The 17,052-nt window shown below is 71.8% G+C and carries 14 protein-coding genes, 1 other RNA gene and 1 pseudogene; 13 read left to right on the top strand and 3 right to left on the bottom strand.

All coding sequences use genetic code 11. From position 1 onward, the window contains the following. Window positions 1-116 precede the first annotated feature (116 nt). Window positions 117-1,031 carry an FHA domain-containing protein gene (locus tag ABZ371_RS15145; RefSeq protein ID WP_358678753.1) on the bottom strand — a complete coding sequence of 305 codons (915 nt, stop codon included), beginning with the start codon at window positions 1,029-1,031 and terminating at the stop codon, window positions 117-119. A gap of 465 nt (window positions 1,032-1,496) precedes the next feature. On the opposite strand from ABZ371_RS15145, the gene ABZ371_RS15140 reads away from it, so the two are divergent. The 4 genes from ABZ371_RS15140 (at window position 1,497) to ABZ371_RS15125 (ending at window position 6,855) form a co-directional block, all read left to right on the top strand. Next, a complete protein-coding gene (locus tag ABZ371_RS15140) occupies window positions 1,497-3,143 on the top strand; it encodes a serine/threonine-protein kinase (RefSeq protein WP_358678750.1) in 1,647 nt (548 codons plus the stop codon). Window positions 3,144-3,419: 276 nt separating this feature from the next. Further along, window positions 3,420-4,658: a serine/threonine-protein kinase gene (locus ABZ371_RS15135; RefSeq protein ID WP_358678748.1), complete on the top strand. Its 1,239-nt coding sequence runs from the start codon at window positions 3,420-3,422 to the stop codon at window positions 4,656-4,658. A 69-nt stretch (window positions 4,659-4,727) separates the two neighbouring features. Beyond that, entirely contained in the window at window positions 4,728-5,834 is a 1,107-nt protein-coding gene (prfB, locus tag ABZ371_RS15130; RefSeq protein WP_358678745.1) for a peptide chain release factor 2, read from the top strand. A 364-nt stretch (window positions 5,835-6,198) separates the two neighbouring features. Then, window positions 6,199-6,855: an LPXTG cell wall anchor domain-containing protein gene (locus tag ABZ371_RS15125; protein WP_358678742.1), complete on the top strand. Its 657-nt coding sequence runs from the start codon at window positions 6,199-6,201 to the stop codon at window positions 6,853-6,855. Window positions 6,856-6,992: 137 nt separating this feature from the next. On the opposite strand, the gene ABZ371_RS15120 is transcribed toward ABZ371_RS15125, so the two are convergent. Next, the gene (locus ABZ371_RS15120) at window positions 6,993-7,184 is read right to left on the bottom strand and encodes a hypothetical protein (protein ID WP_358678739.1); all 192 of its coding nucleotides are present in this window, start codon (window positions 7,182-7,184) and stop codon (window positions 6,993-6,995) included. Between the two features lie 259 nt (window positions 7,185-7,443). Between ABZ371_RS15120 and ftsE the strand changes: the two genes are divergently transcribed. From ftsE to ssrA, 5 genes are all read left to right on the top strand, one after another. After that, window positions 7,444-8,133 (top strand): cell division ATP-binding protein FtsE, encoded by a 690-nt coding sequence (ftsE, locus tag ABZ371_RS15115; RefSeq protein ID WP_307126770.1) that lies wholly within the window; start codon window positions 7,444-7,446, stop codon window positions 8,131-8,133. A 35-nt stretch (window positions 8,134-8,168) separates the two neighbouring features. Beyond that, window positions 8,169-9,089, top strand: coding sequence for a permease-like cell division protein FtsX (gene ftsX, locus ABZ371_RS15110; protein ID WP_358678736.1), 921 nt, complete (start codon window positions 8,169-8,171; stop codon window positions 9,087-9,089). Between the two features lie 68 nt (window positions 9,090-9,157). Then, window positions 9,158-10,345, top strand: coding sequence for a S41 family peptidase (locus ABZ371_RS15105; protein ID WP_358678733.1), 1,188 nt, complete (start codon window positions 9,158-9,160; stop codon window positions 10,343-10,345). 18 nt (window positions 10,346-10,363) lie between these two features. Beyond that, a complete protein-coding gene (gene smpB / locus ABZ371_RS15100) occupies window positions 10,364-10,852 on the top strand; it encodes an SsrA-binding protein SmpB (RefSeq protein ID WP_358678730.1) in 489 nt (162 codons plus the stop codon). 130 nt (window positions 10,853-10,982) lie between these two features. Beyond that, window positions 10,983-11,370: a transfer-messenger RNA gene (gene ssrA, locus ABZ371_RS15095) on the top strand. Window positions 11,371-11,483: 113 nt separating this feature from the next. On the opposite strand, the gene ABZ371_RS15090 is transcribed toward ssrA, so the two are convergent. Further along, window positions 11,484-12,617, bottom strand: a complete 1,134-nt coding sequence (locus ABZ371_RS15090) for an MFS transporter (protein WP_358678759.1) — start codon at window positions 12,615-12,617, stop codon at window positions 11,484-11,486. Window positions 12,618-12,790: 173 nt separating this feature from the next. On the opposite strand from ABZ371_RS15090, the gene ABZ371_RS15085 reads away from it, so the two are divergent. The 4 genes and pseudogenes from ABZ371_RS15085 to ABZ371_RS15070 form a co-directional block, all read left to right on the top strand. After that, window positions 12,791-13,786: a LysR family transcriptional regulator gene (locus tag ABZ371_RS15085; protein ID WP_358678727.1), complete on the top strand. Its 996-nt coding sequence runs from the start codon at window positions 12,791-12,793 to the stop codon at window positions 13,784-13,786. A gap of 141 nt (window positions 13,787-13,927) precedes the next feature. Next, window positions 13,928-14,575 carry a hypothetical protein gene (locus ABZ371_RS15080; RefSeq protein WP_358678724.1) on the top strand — a complete coding sequence of 216 codons (648 nt, stop codon included), beginning with the start codon at window positions 13,928-13,930 and terminating at the stop codon, window positions 14,573-14,575. Window positions 14,576-14,644: 69 nt separating this feature from the next. After that, window positions 14,645-16,774, top strand: a complete 2,130-nt coding sequence (locus ABZ371_RS15075; protein ID WP_358678756.1) for a bifunctional polysaccharide deacetylase/glycosyltransferase family 2 protein — start codon at window positions 14,645-14,647, stop codon at window positions 16,772-16,774. Further along, window positions 16,771-17,052 (top strand): annotated as a pseudogene (locus ABZ371_RS15070) (hypothetical protein); the annotation flags it as partial. The gene ABZ371_RS15075 and the pseudogene ABZ371_RS15070, both read left to right, overlap by 4 nt.

Raw genomic sequence — 17,052 nt, 5'->3', positions numbered from 1 at the left:
ACACCCTCCGGGTTGGTGTTGTCGGCGATCCACCGCAGCGGCGAGTCGGGATCGGCCGGGGCGAGGTCCTCGCGGCCCGCGTGGCCTGCCGCCTGCCAGGCGCCTGGCCCACGCCCCTATGCCGCGCCGGGGCGCCTCGCCGTTCGCCAGGCCGGTGCCGCGCCCGTGGGTGCTGTGGGCCTCCGGGGCCCGGGCCCGGCGGGGGCCGCGTGCCCGGCGGGATCCTGCTGCTCGCCGGCGCCGGCGGGGCCGCCGTCGTTCCCCTCGGGTGTGCCGTGGGCGGTGTGTGCGTCCGAGGCGGGGCCGTAGGCGTGGCCGGCACCGCTCCCGGCCGCACCGCCGCCCGCGAGGGCGCCGCCCTCCCCACCGGCCCGCGTGCCGTCCGGCCGGGCCACCCGCAGGTGGCCCTCTCCGTCCGGGGTGGTCGTCAGCGCCGGGGCGGGCGAGCCGGGGGCCAGCCGGAGGGCGGACTCGCCGAGGCGCAGCAGCGCGCCCGGGGGCAGCCGGACGGGGGTGTCGTGCACGTCCGCGCCGTCCAGGGAGGTGCCGTTGGTCGAGCCGAGGTCGGCGACCGACACCCGGCCGTCCTCGGAGACGGTGACCGCGCAGTGCAGCCGGGAGACGTCCGGATCGTCGAGCGGGACGTCGGCCTCCGCGGACCTGCCGATACGGATACGGCCGCCGTGCAGCAGGTGGACCCCGCCGGCGTCCGGGCCCGCGATCACGTGCAGCTGTGCGCAGGCGGCGTCGTCCAGCGCCTCGTCCTCGCCGGGCGTCTGCAGGGAGAGCACCGCGCCGTCCACCAGGGGCGGCTCACCGAGGGCGCAGCGCTGCGGGTCGAGCCGCTCCCGCCCGGCGTGGAGCACCACGGCGCCACCGCCCAGGGAGGTGTCCGGGCCGGTCACCGCCGCGGCCAGGCCGGAGGCGACGGCCGCGAGAGCCGTGCCCGCGGGCGCGGTGACGAGCACGTCGCAGGCGTGTGCCGGGGTGGTGCCGCTGCGCGGCGCGAGGACGGTCAGCCGGATCTGCATCGCCGTCAGCGGTCCCTTCTGCGCGGGGCGCCCGGCAGGGGAGACGCCCTGTGATTCCCCCCACCCGGCGCGGACGCGTCGTCCGGTACAGGTCGTCACGGAGCGCGAGGCACCAGCCTCACAGTCCCGTGCTGGAGGCATCCTCGCACCTGCCACTGACAACACGCCCGGGGGTGACCGCTTAGTGATCTTGATTGGCCGAGTGTGGGTGCAAAAGTGCCTGCTTGGTCCTGCGGCGGGTGTCCTGCACACTCGTTCGGCAACCAACCCTCCGGTGGCTGCGTCTTCCCCTGGACACCGCGGCGGCACGGCCGCGAACCCCCCGCGCGGTGCTCCGTCCGGCGGCACCACGGCCCGGGGGCAGGTCGTTAGAGTGGGCCGGGACACGGGCGGGCGCGGGGGACCGGGACATCCGGGCCGGCCCGGACGATCCGCAAGCACAACGATCAGCAGGGAGCGCGTGACGTGCGGCCAGTCGGCAGCAAGTACCTGCTCGAGGAGCCGCTCGGACGCGGCGCCACGGGCACCGTCTGGCGAGCCCGCCAGCGGGAGACCGCGGGCGCCGAGGCGGCCGTCGCCGGGCAGCCCGGCGAGACCGTCGCGATCAAGGTGCTCAAGGAGGAGCTCGCCAACGACGCGGACGTCGTGATGCGGTTCCTGCGGGAGCGCTCCGTGCTGCTGCGGCTCACCCACCCGAACATCGTGCGTACCAGGGACCTCGTGGTCGAGGGTGATCTCCTCGCCCTGGTGATGGACCTGGTCGACGGCCCGGACCTGCACCGGTACCTGCGCGAGAACGGCCCGCTCACCCCGGTCGCCGCCTCCCTGCTCACCGCCCAGATCGCGGACGCCCTCGCGGCCAGCCACGCGGACGGCGTCGTGCACCGCGACCTGAAACCCGCCAACGTGCTGCTCGACGAGCGCAACGGCGAGATGCACCCGATGCTCACCGACTTCGGCATCGCGCGCCTCGCGGACTCACCGGGGCTGACCCGGACCCACGAGTTCGTCGGCACGCCCGCCTACGTGGCGCCCGAGTCCGCCGAGGGCCGTCCGCAGACCTCCGCCGTCGACGTCTACGGCGCGGGCATCCTGCTGTACGAGCTGGTCACCGGCCGCCCGCCGTTCGCGGGAGGCACCGCGCTGGAGGTCCTGCACCGGCACCTCAGCGAGGAGCCCCACCGCCCCGGCAACGTCCCGGAACCGCTGTGGACCGTCATCGAGCGCTGCCTGCGCAAGGACCCGGACCAGCGGCCCAGCGCCGTGAACCTCGCCCGGGCGCTGCGGACCGTCGGCGCGGGCGTCGGCGTGCACGCCAACTCCGCACAGATCGCGGCCGCCGAGGGGGTGGGCGCCCTCCTCGCCCCCGACCCGGCACCCGCCGCCGTCCCGGAGACCCCGGGGGCGGCCGACCCGACGCAGGTCCTGCCGAGCAACGCGGGTTCCTACGACCCGGCGGCCCCTACCGGCGTCATGAGCCGCGGCCCGGCCGGCGGCCACGCCGACCCGACCGCGGTGATGCCGCCCGTGCCGCCGCACGCCGACGGGCCCCCGCGCCCCGACGAGCCGCACCCCTGGCAGTCCCAGCTCCGGGCGGCCCGCGACCGCAACGAGCAGACGCAGGTCCAGTACCTCGACCCGAGCCAGGATCCGCTGCGCCGCCGCCCCCAGCGGCAGCAGCCACCGCAGCAGTCACCGCAGCAGAGCCGGCAGCCGCAGCGGCAGCCGCAGCGCGCCCAGCAGTACCCGTCGCAGCAGCCGCAGGGCTACCAGCCACAGCACCAGCCGCAGCACCAACCGCAACAGCAGCCCCAGCGGCAGCAGTACGCGCCGCCGCAGCCGCCGGCACCCCAGCCGCCCGCCCCCCGGCAGCCGCGGCAGCGCAGCGCCAACCCGACGCGCATCCCCGGCCTCGGCTGCCTCAAGGGGTGCCTGGTCACGGTGGTCCTTCTGATCGTCGCCGGCTGGCTGATCTGGGAGCTGACGCCGCTCCAGGGCTGGGTCGACCAGGGCAAGGGCTACTGGGAGGCCATCGGCGACGGGATCTCCACGGTCACCGACTGGGTCAAGGACCTCAACGGCAGCTCGCCGAGCGAACCGACGGGGCAGTAGGGCGGCCGGACCGGCCGATGGCAGGCGGGCGGCCGGGCGGTGGCGCGGGCGTCCGCCGTTCGCCGGTGACCTCCGGGTGGTGCCGGCGCCCGGGCGACGTCCGTCCGGCCGGTCGCGCGCCGGGGCGGCAGCGGCACCCACTCTGTATCTTTGTCGACTTCTGCGGCCTATTTCACCCCGGAATCGAAGGTCGGAGCCGCCCAGGGCACCCAACCACCCGATCGCCGCGTAACTTTGTCGACCGGGGGGTCAACGCCAGCCGCTGAGGGAGCAGTCTTGGCACGGAATATCGGCAGCCGGTACACCGCCCACCAGATCCTGGGGCGCGGCAGCGCCGGCACGGTGTGGCTCGGCGAAGGGCCCGAGGGTCCCGTAGCCATCAAGCTGCTCCGCGAGGACCTCGCGTCCGACCAGGAGCTCGTGGGCCGTTTCGTACAGGAACGCACCGCGCTGCTCGGTCTCGACCATCCGCACGTCGTCGCCGTCCGCGACCTCGTGGTGGACGGCAACGACCTGGCGCTCGTGATGGATCTCGTCCGCGGCACCGACCTGCGCACCCGTCTCGACCGTGAGCGCAGGCTGGCCCCGGAGGCCGCCGCCGCGATCGTCGCGGACGTCGCCGACGGTCTCGCCGCGGCCCACCGCGCCGGGGTGGTGCACCGCGACGTGAAGCCGGAGAACATCCTCCTCGACATGGAGGGCCCGCTCGGTCCCGGGGGCTCCCACCCCGCGCTGCTCACCGACTTCGGCGTCGCCAAGCTGATCGACACCCCGCGCCGCACCAGGACCACCAAGATCATCGGCACGCCGGACTACCTGGCCCCGGAGATCGTCGAGGGCCTTCCGCCGCGCGCCGCCGTCGACATCTACGCCCTGGCGACGGTGTTCTACGAGCTGCTCGCCGGCTTCACGCCCTTCGGCGGCGGCCACCCCGGCGCGGTGCTGCGCCGGCACGTCACCGAGACGGTCGTCCCGCTCCCGGGCATCCCCGAGGAGCTCTGGCAGCTCCTCGTCCAGTGCCTGGCCAAGGCCCCGGCCTCGAGACTGCGCGCCTCCGAACTCGCGACCCGGCTCCGCGAACTCCTCCCGCTCCTGTCCGGGATACCCCCGCTCGACGTCGACGAGCCGGAGACCGGGTCCGAACCGCAGGCCCACGACGAACAGGGGTACGTCCCGGCCGAGGAGGAACCCCGCCGCCGCGGAGCCGTCCCGCTGGTCCCCGGCTCCGCCCCGGACTCCAACCGGGACACGCACACGAGCATGCGGGTCCCCGCCCCCGACGAACTCGCCGGCGGTCCCCTCGGCACCGCCAGGGCCCCGCGCGCGCCGGGCCGCCCCCGGCCCGGATCGGCCAGGAACAAGTCCGCCGCCGTCCGCAAGCGCCGCATCACCCTGGGTGTCGGCGCGGTCGCCCTGTGCGCCGCGATCGGCGTCGGCGGCTGGCTCGCGACGAGCGGGGACGACGCGGGAGCGCAGCCCGAGGACACCAGGAATTCGGCTCCAGCGGCCCCCTGAGGGCCGGTCCGGGGCGGTCGGCGGCCGGGGGAGGGACAGGTTCACTCGTCCAGCCGTTACGCTGGACCCGTGGCAGTCGTCGATATTTCCGAAGAGCTGAAGTCCCTCTCCTCGACCATGGGGTCGATCGAGGCCGTCCTGGACCTGGACGCCCTGAGGGCCGAGATCGCCGCGCTCGAGGAGCAGGCGGCCGCGCCGTCCCTCTGGGACGACCCGGAAGCGGCCCAGAAGATCACCAGCAAGCTCTCGCACCTCCAGGCCGAGGTCCGCAAGACCGAGGCCCTGCGCGGGCGCATCGATGACCTCGGCATCATGTTCGAGCTCGCCGAGGACGAGGGCGACGCCGACGCGCTGAGCGAGGCGGAGACCGAGCTGGAGTCGGTCAGGAAGGCGCTGGACGAGATGGAGGTCCGCACCCTCCTCTCCGGCGAGTACGACTCGCGTGAGGCGCTGGTCACCATCCGCGCCGAGGCCGGCGGGGTGGACGCCGCGGACTTCGCCGAGAAGCTCCAGCGCATGTACGTCCGCTGGGCCGAGCGGCACGGCTACAAGACCGAGGTCTACGAGACGGCGTACGCAGAGGAGGCCGGCATCAAGTCGACCACCTTCGCCGTCGAGGTGCCGTACGCCTACGGCACGCTCTCCGTCGAGCAGGGCACCCACCGGCTCGTCCGGATCTCCCCCTTCGACAACCAGGGCCGCCGCCAGACCTCCTTCGCGGGCGTCGAGGTGCTCCCGGTCGTCGAGCAGACCGACCACATCGAGATCGACGAGTCCGAGCTGCGCGTGGACGTGTACCGCTCCTCCGGACCCGGCGGCCAGGGCGTCAACACCACGGACTCCGCGGTGCGGCTCACCCACCTGCCGACCGGCATCGTCGTCTCCTGCCAGAACGAGCGCTCGCAGATCCAGAACAAGGCGTCCGCGATGAACGTCCTCCAGGCGAAGCTGCTCGAACGCCGCCGCCAGGAGGAGCAGGCCAGGATGAACGCCCTCAAGGGCGACGGCGGCAACTCCTGGGGCAACCAGATGCGTTCGTACGTCCTGCACCCGTACCAGATGGTCAAGGACCTCCGTACGGAGTTCGAGATGGGCAACCCGGAAGCGGTCTTCAACGGCGAGATCGACGGCTTCATCGAGGCGGGCATCCGCTGGCGGAAGCAGAGCGAGAAGTAGCCGTACGCGTACGGTCGTCGGGCCCGGGCACGCGGAAGCTGCCCGGGCCGACGCATGTCCGGCCCGTTCTCCCGCCGGTGTCAGGGGAGTTGGGGGGACCGTGTGGTGAATGAGTCACAGTCGTGATTCCGATTAGCCGTCAACAGCCCCCATAGCGGCGCGTATGCCTCGGAACGGCCTTGACGTAGTCCTTAACTCTGGACAGGGTGCTAGGGCAGCATGCGTATGTCCGGGACAGGTGTGAACGGGGGCGGGGCGGGATGGCCACGGCACGACGTGGCCCCGCGAACACCGCGACCTCTCAGAGCCGTGGACCACATATGGCTGCTCCACTGACGAGATCGGCTACTGGGGGTAGCAACAGATGACCAAGAAGACGCGAGTCCGCGTTGCGCGGATAGCCGCCGGTGCGGTTATTGCCGCAGGCGCCTCGCTCACCGTCACCGGTGCGGCACAGGCCGCCGGTTACCTCACCGAGGACAACTCCACCAGCACCTACTCGACGCCGGAGGAAGAGCCCGAGCTCATCGGTGGCCTGCTCGGCGGCGTCGACACCGGCGGTACCAGCGAAGGCGGCGACCAGGGTGGTGCCGGCGACCAGGGTGGCGCGGGCGACCAGGGTGGCGCGGGCGACCAAGGTGGTGCGGGCGACCAAGGTGGTGCCGGTGACCAGGGTGGTGCCGGCGACCAGGGTGGTACGACCGACGGCGGCTCCAACGGCAACGGCGGCGGCAACGGCGGCGGCAACGGCGTGACCGGTGGCGACACCGGGACCACCGGCTCCGCCACCGGCGACGCCGGCACCTGCACCGTCGACCTGGACGGCGCCGCGTGCGCCGACAACACCGACACCGACAGCGTCGGCAACCAGCCGGCCGAGCAGAGCAAGGGCAAGGACGAGCTCGCCGAGACCGGTGCGGCCGAGACCACGTTCCTGCTGGTCGGCGCCGCGACGATGATCGCGGGCGGAATCGGCTTCCGCATCCTGCCGCGTCTGGCCGGCGGTCGCACGACCGCCTGACGTACCCGGACGTACGACGAAGGGCCCGGGAGGGCTGTCACAGCCCTCCCGGGCCCTTCGCGCACCCGAACCGCTCTCCGCGGCCACACCCGCGCCGACGGGCGCTCTCGCGGCCGTACAGCGCGTCCGGCCCCGACTCAGACGGCCTGGTGGGCCAGCAGTGCAAGCGCGGCCACGAGGATCACCATGAGCGCGATGAGCATCGCCGGATTCAGTCCGCCGAAAGGCCCCTGATCCTGCAAGCGCTCCCGGCTCGCCCGGCAGACACGGCAGCGCCCCTCGCTCACCGGTCCCGCGCAGTTCGCGCACACCAGTCGGTCATAGGTCATGCGCATTCCTCCTCACCGCGCGGCGGAGCCGCCCGCACGTGCTCTCCGCACAACGCTCAGGGAAACGCGACCGTTCCCCCTACCACTGTGCCAGCTCCCGACCGTTTCGGCGCGCCCCGCCGGCCAGGGCCCGGCACGCCCCGTTTCGTTCCCTGCCGCGTTCCGGCACAAATCCCTCATGGGCGGACGCCGACTGCACGCGTCAGCCGCGTTCGCGTATGGTCACGGACACCTACTCCCGGCCGACCGTGGTGCATCCGTGATCCGATTCGACAACGTCTCCAAGACCTACCCGAAGCAGAGCCGTCCAGCTCTCCGGGACGTCTCACTCGACATCGAGAAGGGCGAGTTCGTCTTCCTGGTGGGCTCCTCCGGCTCCGGCAAGTCCACCTTCATGCGGCTCATCCTCCGTGAGGAGCGCGCCAGCCAGGGCACGGTCCACGTGCTCGGCAAGGACCTCGCCCGCCTGTCCAACTGGAAGGTGCCGCAGATGCGCCGCCAGTTGGGCACGGTCTTCCAGGACTTCCGGCTCCTGCCCAACAAGACCGTCGCCGAGAACGTGGCCTTCGCGCAGGAGGTCATCGGCAAGCCCCGCGGCGAGATCCGCAAGGCCGTGCCGCAGGTGCTCGACCTCGTGGGCCTCGGAGGCAAGGAGGACCGGATGCCGGGCGAGCTCTCCGGCGGCGAGCAGCAACGCGTCGCGATCGCCCGGGCGTTCGTCAACCGCCCGATGCTGCTGATCGCGGACGAGCCGACGGGCAACCTCGACCCGCAGACCTCCGTGGGCATCATGAAGCTGCTGGACCGGATCAACCGGACCGGCACCACCGTGATCATGGCGACCCACGACCAGAACATCGTCGACCAGATGCGCAAGCGCGTCATCGAGCTCGAGCAGGGCCGCCTCGTCCGTGACCAGGCGCGCGGCGTCTACGGCTACCAGCACTGAGCTTCTGCACGAGCATCGAGTACTGAAAGGACGCCATGCGCGCCCAGTTCGTCCTGTCGGAGATCGGCGTCGGTCTTCGCCGCAACCTCACGATGACCTTCGCGGTCGTGGTCTCCGTCGCTCTCTCGCTCGCCCTGTTCGGCGGCGCACTGCTGCTGCGCGAGCAGGTCGGCTCGATGAAGACCTACTGGTACGACAAGGTCAACGTCTCGATCTTCCTCTGCAACAAGAACGACGCCAAGGACGTGCCCAAGTGCGCCAAGGGTGCCGTCACCGCGGACCAGAAGAAGGAGATCAAGGCCGACCTCGAGAAGATGGACGCCGTCGAGAAGCCGGTCCTCTTCGAGACGGTCGACGAGGCGTACAAGCACTACCAGGAGGAGTTCGGCGACTCCCCGATGGCCGGGAGCATCACGCCGGACCAGATGCAGGAGTCGTTCCGGGTCAAGCTCAAGGACCCGCAGAAGTACAAGGTCGTCGCGACCGCCTTCGCGGGGCGTGACGGCGTGCAGTCCGTCCAGGACCAGCGGAGCATCCTGGACAACCTCTTCGAGCTGATGAACGGCATGAACGTCGCGGCGATCTTCCTCATGGGGCTGATGCTGATCATCGCGCTGATGCTCATCGTGAACACCGTGCGCGTCTCGGCGTTCAGCCGGAGACGGGAGACCGGCATCATGCGGCTGGTCGGGGCGTCCGGCTTCTACATCCAGATGCCCTTCATCATGGAGGCGGCCTTCGCCGGACTGATCGGCGGGCTGCTCGCCTGCGTGATCCTGCTCGCCGGCCGGTACTTCCTCATCGACGGCGGCCTGGCGCTCCAGGAGAAGCTGAACCTGATCGACTTCATCGGCTGGGAGGCCGTGCTCACCAAGCTCCCGCTGGTGCTGGCGATCGGCCTGCTGATGCCCGCCGTCGCCGCCCTCTTCGCGTTGCGCAAGTACCTCAGGGTGTGACGCTCGCCCCGTGCGGCGCGCGGCCGACGAGCCGTGTGCCGTAGGGGTGTTGTCCTAGACTCGGCGCCATGCCGGGCCTGACGAATTCACTGGTCCCCCGCGGTGTCCGCCGCGGGGCGGCCCTGACACTGGTCTTCGCGAGCGTGCTGGCCACTGCGGCGGCGACCGGCTCCCTGCCCCAGGAGGACGCCACGGGGACCGCGACGGACGCGCGCTCCGTCTCCTCCACCGTGGGTTCCGCGGACCGCGGGACGATCGCCGAGGCTGCCGCCAGGGCGGCGGCCGACGGCAAGTCCGCGACGGACGCCGCGGAGGAGGCCGTCAGCCGCAGCGGTGACCGCTGGGGCGCGGTGTACGACGAGCGGGAGTACGAGGAGTTCGAGAAGGCCCTCGACGGCTCGTACACGGGGGTCGGTCTCTCCGCCCGCCGCTCCGCCGGGGGAGCGGTGACCGTGACCGGTGTCCAGCCCGGCGGCCCCGCCGACCTTGCCGGGGTGCGCCCGGGAGACCGGTTGCGCTCGGTCGACGGGAAACCCGTGGGCGGGCGTCCCGTCGCCGAGGTGGTCGCCCTGCTGCGCGGGGACCGTACGGGAGAGGCCGAAGGCACACCCGTCGTCCTCGGGCTGCGCCGCGGCTCGCGCTCCTGGACCGAGACGCTGCGGCGGGCCCGCCTGACCACCGACCCGGTCACCGTCCGGAGGCTGGGCCGCGAGCCGTCCTCCGCCGTCCTGGTCAAGGTCGACGCCTTCACCAGGGGCGCGGGCCGCGCCGTGCGCGAGGCCGTGGACGCCGCCCCCGAGGACGCCGGGATCCTCCTGGACCTCCGGGCCAACTCCGGTGGCCTGGTCACCGAGGCCGTCACCGCCTCGTCCGCCTTCCTGGACGGCGGCCTGGTCGCCACCTACGACGTGCACGGTGAGGAGCAGGCGCTGTACGCCGAGCCGGGCGGGGACACGGACCGCCCGGTGGTCGTCCTGGTGGACGGCGGCACGATGAGCGCCGCAGAGCTGCTGACCGGCGCCCTGCAGGACCGCGGGAGGGCCGTGACCGTCGGGTCGCGCACCTTCGGCAAGGGGGCCGTGCAGATGCCCAGCGAGCTACCGGGCGGCGCGGTCGCCGAGCTGACCGTCGGGCAGTACCGCACTCCGGCGGGCCGCAGCGTCGAGGGGCGCGGCATCACCCCGGACGTCGGGGCGGGGCCGGAGGCCCAGAAACGGGCCGAGACGGTATTGAGTGGCCTCGGGGGTGGGTCGTAGTGCGAAAATGACCGCACTATGGCCAAGGAAAAAGACACCGGGCGCAAGATGATCGCGCAGAACAAGAAGGCGCGGCACGACTACCACGTCCTCGACACCTACGAGTGCGGCCTCGTGCTCATGGGCACGGAGGTCAAGTCGCTGCGGATGGGCAGGGCCTCGCTGGTCGACGGCTTCGTCCAGATCGACGACGGGGAAGCGTGGCTGCACAACATCCACGTCCCCGAGTACGTCCAGGGCACCTGGACCAACCACGCCGCCAAGCGCAAGCGCAAGCTACTCCTGCACCGGGCCGAGATCGACAAGCTGGCGTCCAAGTCCCAGGAGTCGGGCCACACCATCGTGCCGCTCGCCCTGTACTTCAAGGAGGGCCGGGTCAAGGTCGAGATCGCGCTCGCGAAGGGCAAGAAGGAGTACGACAAGCGGCAGACGCTGCGCGAGAAGCAGGACACGCGGGAGACGAACCGGGCGATCTCGGCGGTCCGCCGGCGCCAGCGCAGCGCGTAGTCGGGGCGTCCACCCCGCCAGGCCGGGGCCCGCGCCCCGGAGCCGCCGGAATACGGTGGCATCCGTGCGCGTTGGTCACGTACGATGGGCCGTGCGCCCCGCAGAGGGTGCACGTTTGATAAATCAACATGGGGATGATCGGTTTCGACAGCGGATGTCGAAGCAGGGGAAGCGAGTCGAGGAAGCGACAATGATCTCGTTAACCATATGTCGCAACCAATAATCGCCAATTCCAAGCGCGATTCCTCCGCCTTCGCCCTCGCTGCCTAATTAGCAGCTAAGCGAAGACTCTGCGGAGTGTCAGCCCGGGGGTGATCCCGACCCGGATCCTGGCATCATTCAGGGATCTAAACTTCTGAGCCCGGTCACGGGGCCCAGAAGGAAATCAAACAGTGACTGGGCCTGTCGGAGGCTTGTTCGCGTGACCTCCGGGGCCGAGAAAAGCGCAGCGAACTGCACTCGGAGAAGCCCTGGTTCCGCACCGTTGGACGCGGGTTCGATTCCCGCCATCTCCACAGACCCCATGTGAACGAGGACCCCGTTGCCCCTGGCAGCGGGGTCCTCGTTTTTTTCTTTGCCCGGCCCCCCTCCGCCCGTTCCCGTCCGGCCCGCCGTTCCGCGGGCTGCGTGCTCATGCCTTCCGCGTGCCGAGGGCGGCGACGGCGAGGGCCAGCGCCGCCGCGCCCACCGGCACGGCGTAGCCGGTCACCGTCCCGGCGTGTTCGACCGTCCAGCCACCGGCCGCGGAACCCGCGGCTATGCCGCCCAGGAGTGCGGTGACCGCCAGCGTCATGCCCTCGTTGAGCTGCGCCTGCGGGGTGAGCCGCTGTACCAGGGTCATGCCGGTCACCATGGTGGGGGCCGTCGCCGCGCCCGCCAGCAGCAGGCAGCCGGCCAGCACCGGAACGGATCCGGTGGCCGAGGCGGCGATCAGCGGGAGGGACATCAGCGCGGTCATGCCCGTCAGGCAGAGCACCAGTCTGCGCCCGACGCTCGCGGCGGGGCGCAGTGATCCGTAGAGCAGCCCGGCCACGCAGGAGCCACCCGCCTGGAGGGCGAGGATCGCGCCCCCGGCGTGGGCGATCGAGACGACCTCCATGGCGCCGAAGACGGCGCCGGTCGCGAGGAAGACGGTCAGCATCGCTGGCATGCCGCGCGTCCGCAGCGGTGAGGCGGCGCGGGTGCGGGGGGCCACCGGCGGCTCGGTCGCCCGCTGGGCGGCGAAGACCAGGACGCCGGTCATGAGGAGGACGGCGCCGGTCAGGGTGCCGGCTTCGGGGAAGAGCGCCCCGCACAGCGAGGCGGCCAGCACCGGGCCGAGCATGAAGCACAGTTCGTCGACGGCTTGCTCGAAGGAGTTCGCGGTGTGCAGGGCGGCCGGATCGCCCTTGTGCAGGTGTGCCCAGCGGGCCCGGGACATGCCGCCGGTGTTGGGGGTGGTGGCCGTGGCGGCGTACGAGGCGAAGAGGGTCCACACGGGGGCGTCGTAACGCACGCAGAGCAGCAGGGCGAGCGAGCCGAGCGCGGCGACGGCGGTCGCGGGTACGGCGATCCGGGCCTGGCCGTACCGGTCGACGAGCCGGGCCGTCCAGGGGGCGACGACGGCGGTCGCGGCCAAGCCGGTCGCGGTGACGGCACCGGCCAGGGCGTACGAGCCGTGTGCTCCGGCGATCATGATGACGGCGCTGACACTGAACATGCCCATGGGCAGCCGGGCGAGGAGGTTGCCCGCGGTGAAGGCGCGGGCGCCCGGGGTGGCGAGCAGCCGACGGTAGGGATTGCCGTGTGCGGCGGGCGTGGGTACGGGCGTGGACGGCGGGTGGAGGGGCGCGGAGGCGACGGCTTCATCAGGCACTCGTCCACCCTCACGCCGAGACGTGGGGATGGTCCAACACCTGCTCAGCGCCGATTCACGCATCCTCGTTGTAAATTACGCGCATGGCTCCTTCCGACACCGACCCCCGTCTCCTGCGCGCCTTCGTCGCCGTGGCCGAGGAACTGCACTTCACCCGGGCCGCCGCCCGGCTCTACGTGGCGCAGCAGGCCCTGAGCCGGGACATCCGGCGGCTGGAACGCGGACTGGGCACCGAGCTCTTCGTGCGCACCACCCGCCAGGTGTCGCTCACGCCGGACGGGGAGAGACTCCTTCCGTACGCCCGCCGGGTGATCGAGGCGCAGGACCACCTCGCCGCCGCCTTCGCGCATCCGGTGGCCCGGCCCCTCCTCGTGGACCTCAACACCGACGGAATGACAGCGGCCCGGGTGCTGGCCAGGGCGCGGGAGCTCGTCCCCGAGTGCGAGCTGATGGCCCGCTTCGAGAGCGGGCTGACCTATGCGGCCGGCGAGGTGCTCGCCGGCCGGCTGGACGTCTCCTTCGGGCGGGCCGCCGGACTCGAGCCGGGTGTGCTCGCCCGGCTCCGGGTACAGCCGGTGCGGTACGAGCCGATGGCCGTCCTGCTGCCGCACGGTCATCCGCTCGCCGGGCGTGCGGTCGTCGCCATGGACGAACTCTCCGGTGAGACCGTCTACGCGGGGGCGGGCAATACGCGCACCCGCGAGTGGACCGATCTCGCCGCCCAGCTCTTCGCACAGTGGGACATCACACTCGCTCCGCCCGCCCCGCTCGCCGTCGGAGTGGCTGAATTTCAACGGGTGATGGCGAAGTCGGGGAACCCGGTGCTGGCCGTCGTCGACTTCCCGCCGCTGCCGGGCACGGTGGTACGCCCCTTGGTGCGACCGGTGCCCGTGTCCCCCCTGCTGATGGTCCAGCGCGCCGGGGTGGACCATCCCGGGCTGGACGCGCTGAGAACCGCAGCAGCCGAAATGGCTGCAACACAAGGGTGGATGGTACGGCCACGTGAATCATGGCTCCCCGAAGCCGACGCGTCACTCATGCGTCACCATTTCTTCACGACCGCGGAGACGGGGTCCTGAGGGCGCTTCCCGTGCGCTACATTCTGAGCTCCGGTGCACGGTGGTACGTGGCGCGAGGGCGGGGTGGGGGCCCGGTCCGACGGCAAGAAACCAGTCATTCCCGCGCGCCTGTTTCACTGAGTGGGGGAAGAGCGAACATCTGTGGAAAATTGGCGCGAAGGCACCCGTACCGGGCACACGCACGAGCCGCACGAGGTCACGATCCAGCTGGACGGAATCGGCCGGCAACTCTCCGAACTACCCCTTGAACCGCGTCCCGCGGACCCCGCGGACGGCCCCGTCTTCGTCGACGAGAGCGGCCGCCGCAGCAAGACGTACCGACGCCTCGGCTGGCTGCTCGCCGGCATCTGCGCCGCCTACGCGGTGACCCTGGTGTTCGCCGTGCTGGGCGGCAACTCCTCCGCCCCGTGGCTGCCGCTGTCCGGCCAGGAGCAGAAGAAGGCGAGCGACGTGGAGGTACGGCCCCTCCCCACCGTGAGCGCGTCGTCCGAGGCTCCCGGTGGCGCCGAACCCAGCGCCTCGGCCCCGGACGTGACGCGAGCCCCGTCCGCCGGCGCCTCCGCGTCCCTCCCGCCCGCCTCCGGGGCGAAGGCCCCGGCCTCCACGAGCAGTGCGCCTCCCGAGGACGCGGGCACCTCCACGAAACCCGTCCCCGAGACCGAGGTCTCCGAGTCGTCCGCCGGCAGTCCCACGCCGTCCTCCGACAGCGGAGGGCCCGTCGTGGAGAGCCCGCCGGCGCCGTCGGAGCCCGCGGACCCGCCGGCGCAACCACAAGAAGGCCCTCGTTAGATGACAACCCCCGTTACGCGGGGCAGGCACAACCGCAGGAAGAAGCGGACCGTCAGGCGCAGGCTCCCCATGCGTTACCTGCTGCCGTCCCTCCTTCTCGTCGCCCTGCTCGCGATGCTGATGCTGCGCGGATACGTGCACAGCGAGATCCTCGCCGACCACCGTGTCCAGCCACCGGCGGCCACCACCCAGGTGCCGGACGACGTGCTGGAGGGCGGCCCGGTCATCGACGCCCGTACGGCGGGCGAACGCGCCAAGACGCTGCGCATACCCGACCACAGGATCGTCCTGACCTTCGACGACGGGCCCGACCCCGTCTGGACCCCACGGGTGCTCGACAAGCTGAGGGAGTACAAGGCGCACGGCGTCTTCTTCGTCACCGGCACCATGGCCTCACGCTATCCCGACCTCGTCCGGCGGATGGTCGACGAAGGGCACGAGGTCGGGCTGCACACCTTCAACCACCCGGACCTCTCCTACCAGTCCGCGGACCGCATCGACCGTGAACTGTCCCAGAACCAACTGGTCCTGGCGGGCGCGGCCGGCATCCGCACCTCCTTGTTCCGGCCGCCCTACTCGTCCTTCTCCGACGCCATGGACAACAAGTCCTGGCCGGTCACCCAGTACGTCGGCAGCCGCGGCTACCTCACGGTCGTGAACGACACCGACAGCGAGGACTGGAAGCGCCCGGGCGTCGGTGTGATCTCCAGGAACGCCACGCCCGAGCGCGGCGAGGGGGCGATCGTCCTCATGCACGACTCCGGCGGCGACCGGTCCCAGACCGTGGCCGCGCTCGGCCACTTCCTGCCCGAGATGCAGGACAAGGGCTACGAGTTCACGAACCTCACGGCGGCGCTCGGCGCCCCCAGCGCGCACACGCCGGTCACCGGGTTCGCGCTCTGGAAGGGCAAATCGTTCGTCTTCGCCGTGGGCATCTCCGAACACGTCACCAGCGTGCTCGTGGTCGGCCTCGCGGTCATCGGCGTCCTGGTCATGGTCCGCTTCGGGCTGATGCTGCTGCTGTCCTTCCTGCACGCCAGGAAGGTGCGCCGCAGGAACTTCCGGTGGGGCGATCCGTTCACCCGCCCGGTGTCCGTCCTCGTGCCCGCGTACAACGAGCGCGAGTGCATCGCGTCGACCGTCCGCTCGCTCGTGGCCAGCGACTACCCGATCGAGGTCGTCGTCATCGACGACGGATCGACGGACGGCACGGCCGACATCGTCGAGGCGATGTGGATACCGAACGTCCGTGTCGTGCGGCAGGCCAACGCGGGCAAGCCGGCGGCCCTGAACAACGGCATCGCGCACGCCCGTTACGACATCGTCGTGATGATGGACGGCGACACGGTCTTCGAACCGTCCACCGTGCGCGAGCTCGTGCAGCCGTTCGCCGATCCCCGGGTCGGAGCGGTCGCCGGCAACGCCAAGGTCGGCAACCGCGATTCGCTGATCGGCGCCTGGCAGCACATCGAGTACGTGATGGGCTTCAACCTCGACCGCAGGATGTACGACCTGCTGGGCTGCATGCCCACCATCCCGGGTGCGGTCGGGGCCTTCCGCAGGAACGCCTTGGACCGGATCGGCGGCATGAGCGAGGACACCCTCGCCGAGGACACCGACGTGACCATGGCCCTGCACCGCGACGGCTGGCGCGTGGTCTACGCCGAGAACGCCCGGGCCTGGACCGAGGCGCCGGAGTCCGTGCAGCAGCTGTGGTCGCAGCGCTACCGCTGGTCGTACGGCACGATGCAGGCCATCTGGAAGCACCGCCGGGCGGTCGTGGAGCGGGGGCCCTCGGGCCGCTTCGGCCGCGTCGGACTGCCGTTCGTCTCCCTGTTCATGGTCGTCGCCCCGCTGCTGGCGCCCCTGATCGACGTCTTCCTGCTGTACGGGCTGGTCTTCGGCCCGACGGGGAAGACGGTCGCCGCGTGGTTCGGTGTCCTGCTGGTGCAGGCCGTCTGTGCCGCGTACGCGTTCCGGCTCGACCGCGAACGCATGACCCATCTGATATCACTGCCGCTCCAGCAGATCCTCTACCGGCAGCTCATGTACGTCGTCCTGCTCCAGTCCTGGATCACCGCTCTCACCGGCGGCCGGCTGCGCTGGCAGAAGCTGAGGCGCACCGGAGTGGTCGAGGCACCCGGCGGCACGCAGAGCCGCCGCAAGGACGCGGACAAGCACCGGAGGCCGGTCGCATGACCCACCCGAACCAGCCCCGGCGGGACGGCCGGGACGGCGCCCGGCCGCAGGAGGGCACCTGGGCCCACGGCGCCACCGGCGCCCCGGCCGCCGCCCACCCGGCCCACGGGGAGGCCCGCCCTCAGGGTGGTGCGCCCCTCCCGCGGGACGGCAGCCCGTACCCGCACGCGGGGGGCCCGTACGCCGGCAGCCCGTACCCGCACGCCGAAGGCCCGTACGCCCGGCCCGCGGGCGCCCCTCCGGCGTGGACCACCGACTTCCCGGCGCGGGCCACCGCC

The sequence above is a fragment of the Streptomyces sp. NPDC005899 genome, assembly GCF_040629645.1.
GTDB lineage: Bacteria > Actinomycetota > Actinomycetes > Streptomycetales > Streptomycetaceae > Streptomyces.
This window is presented reverse-complemented; position numbering and strand designations above follow the sequence as displayed.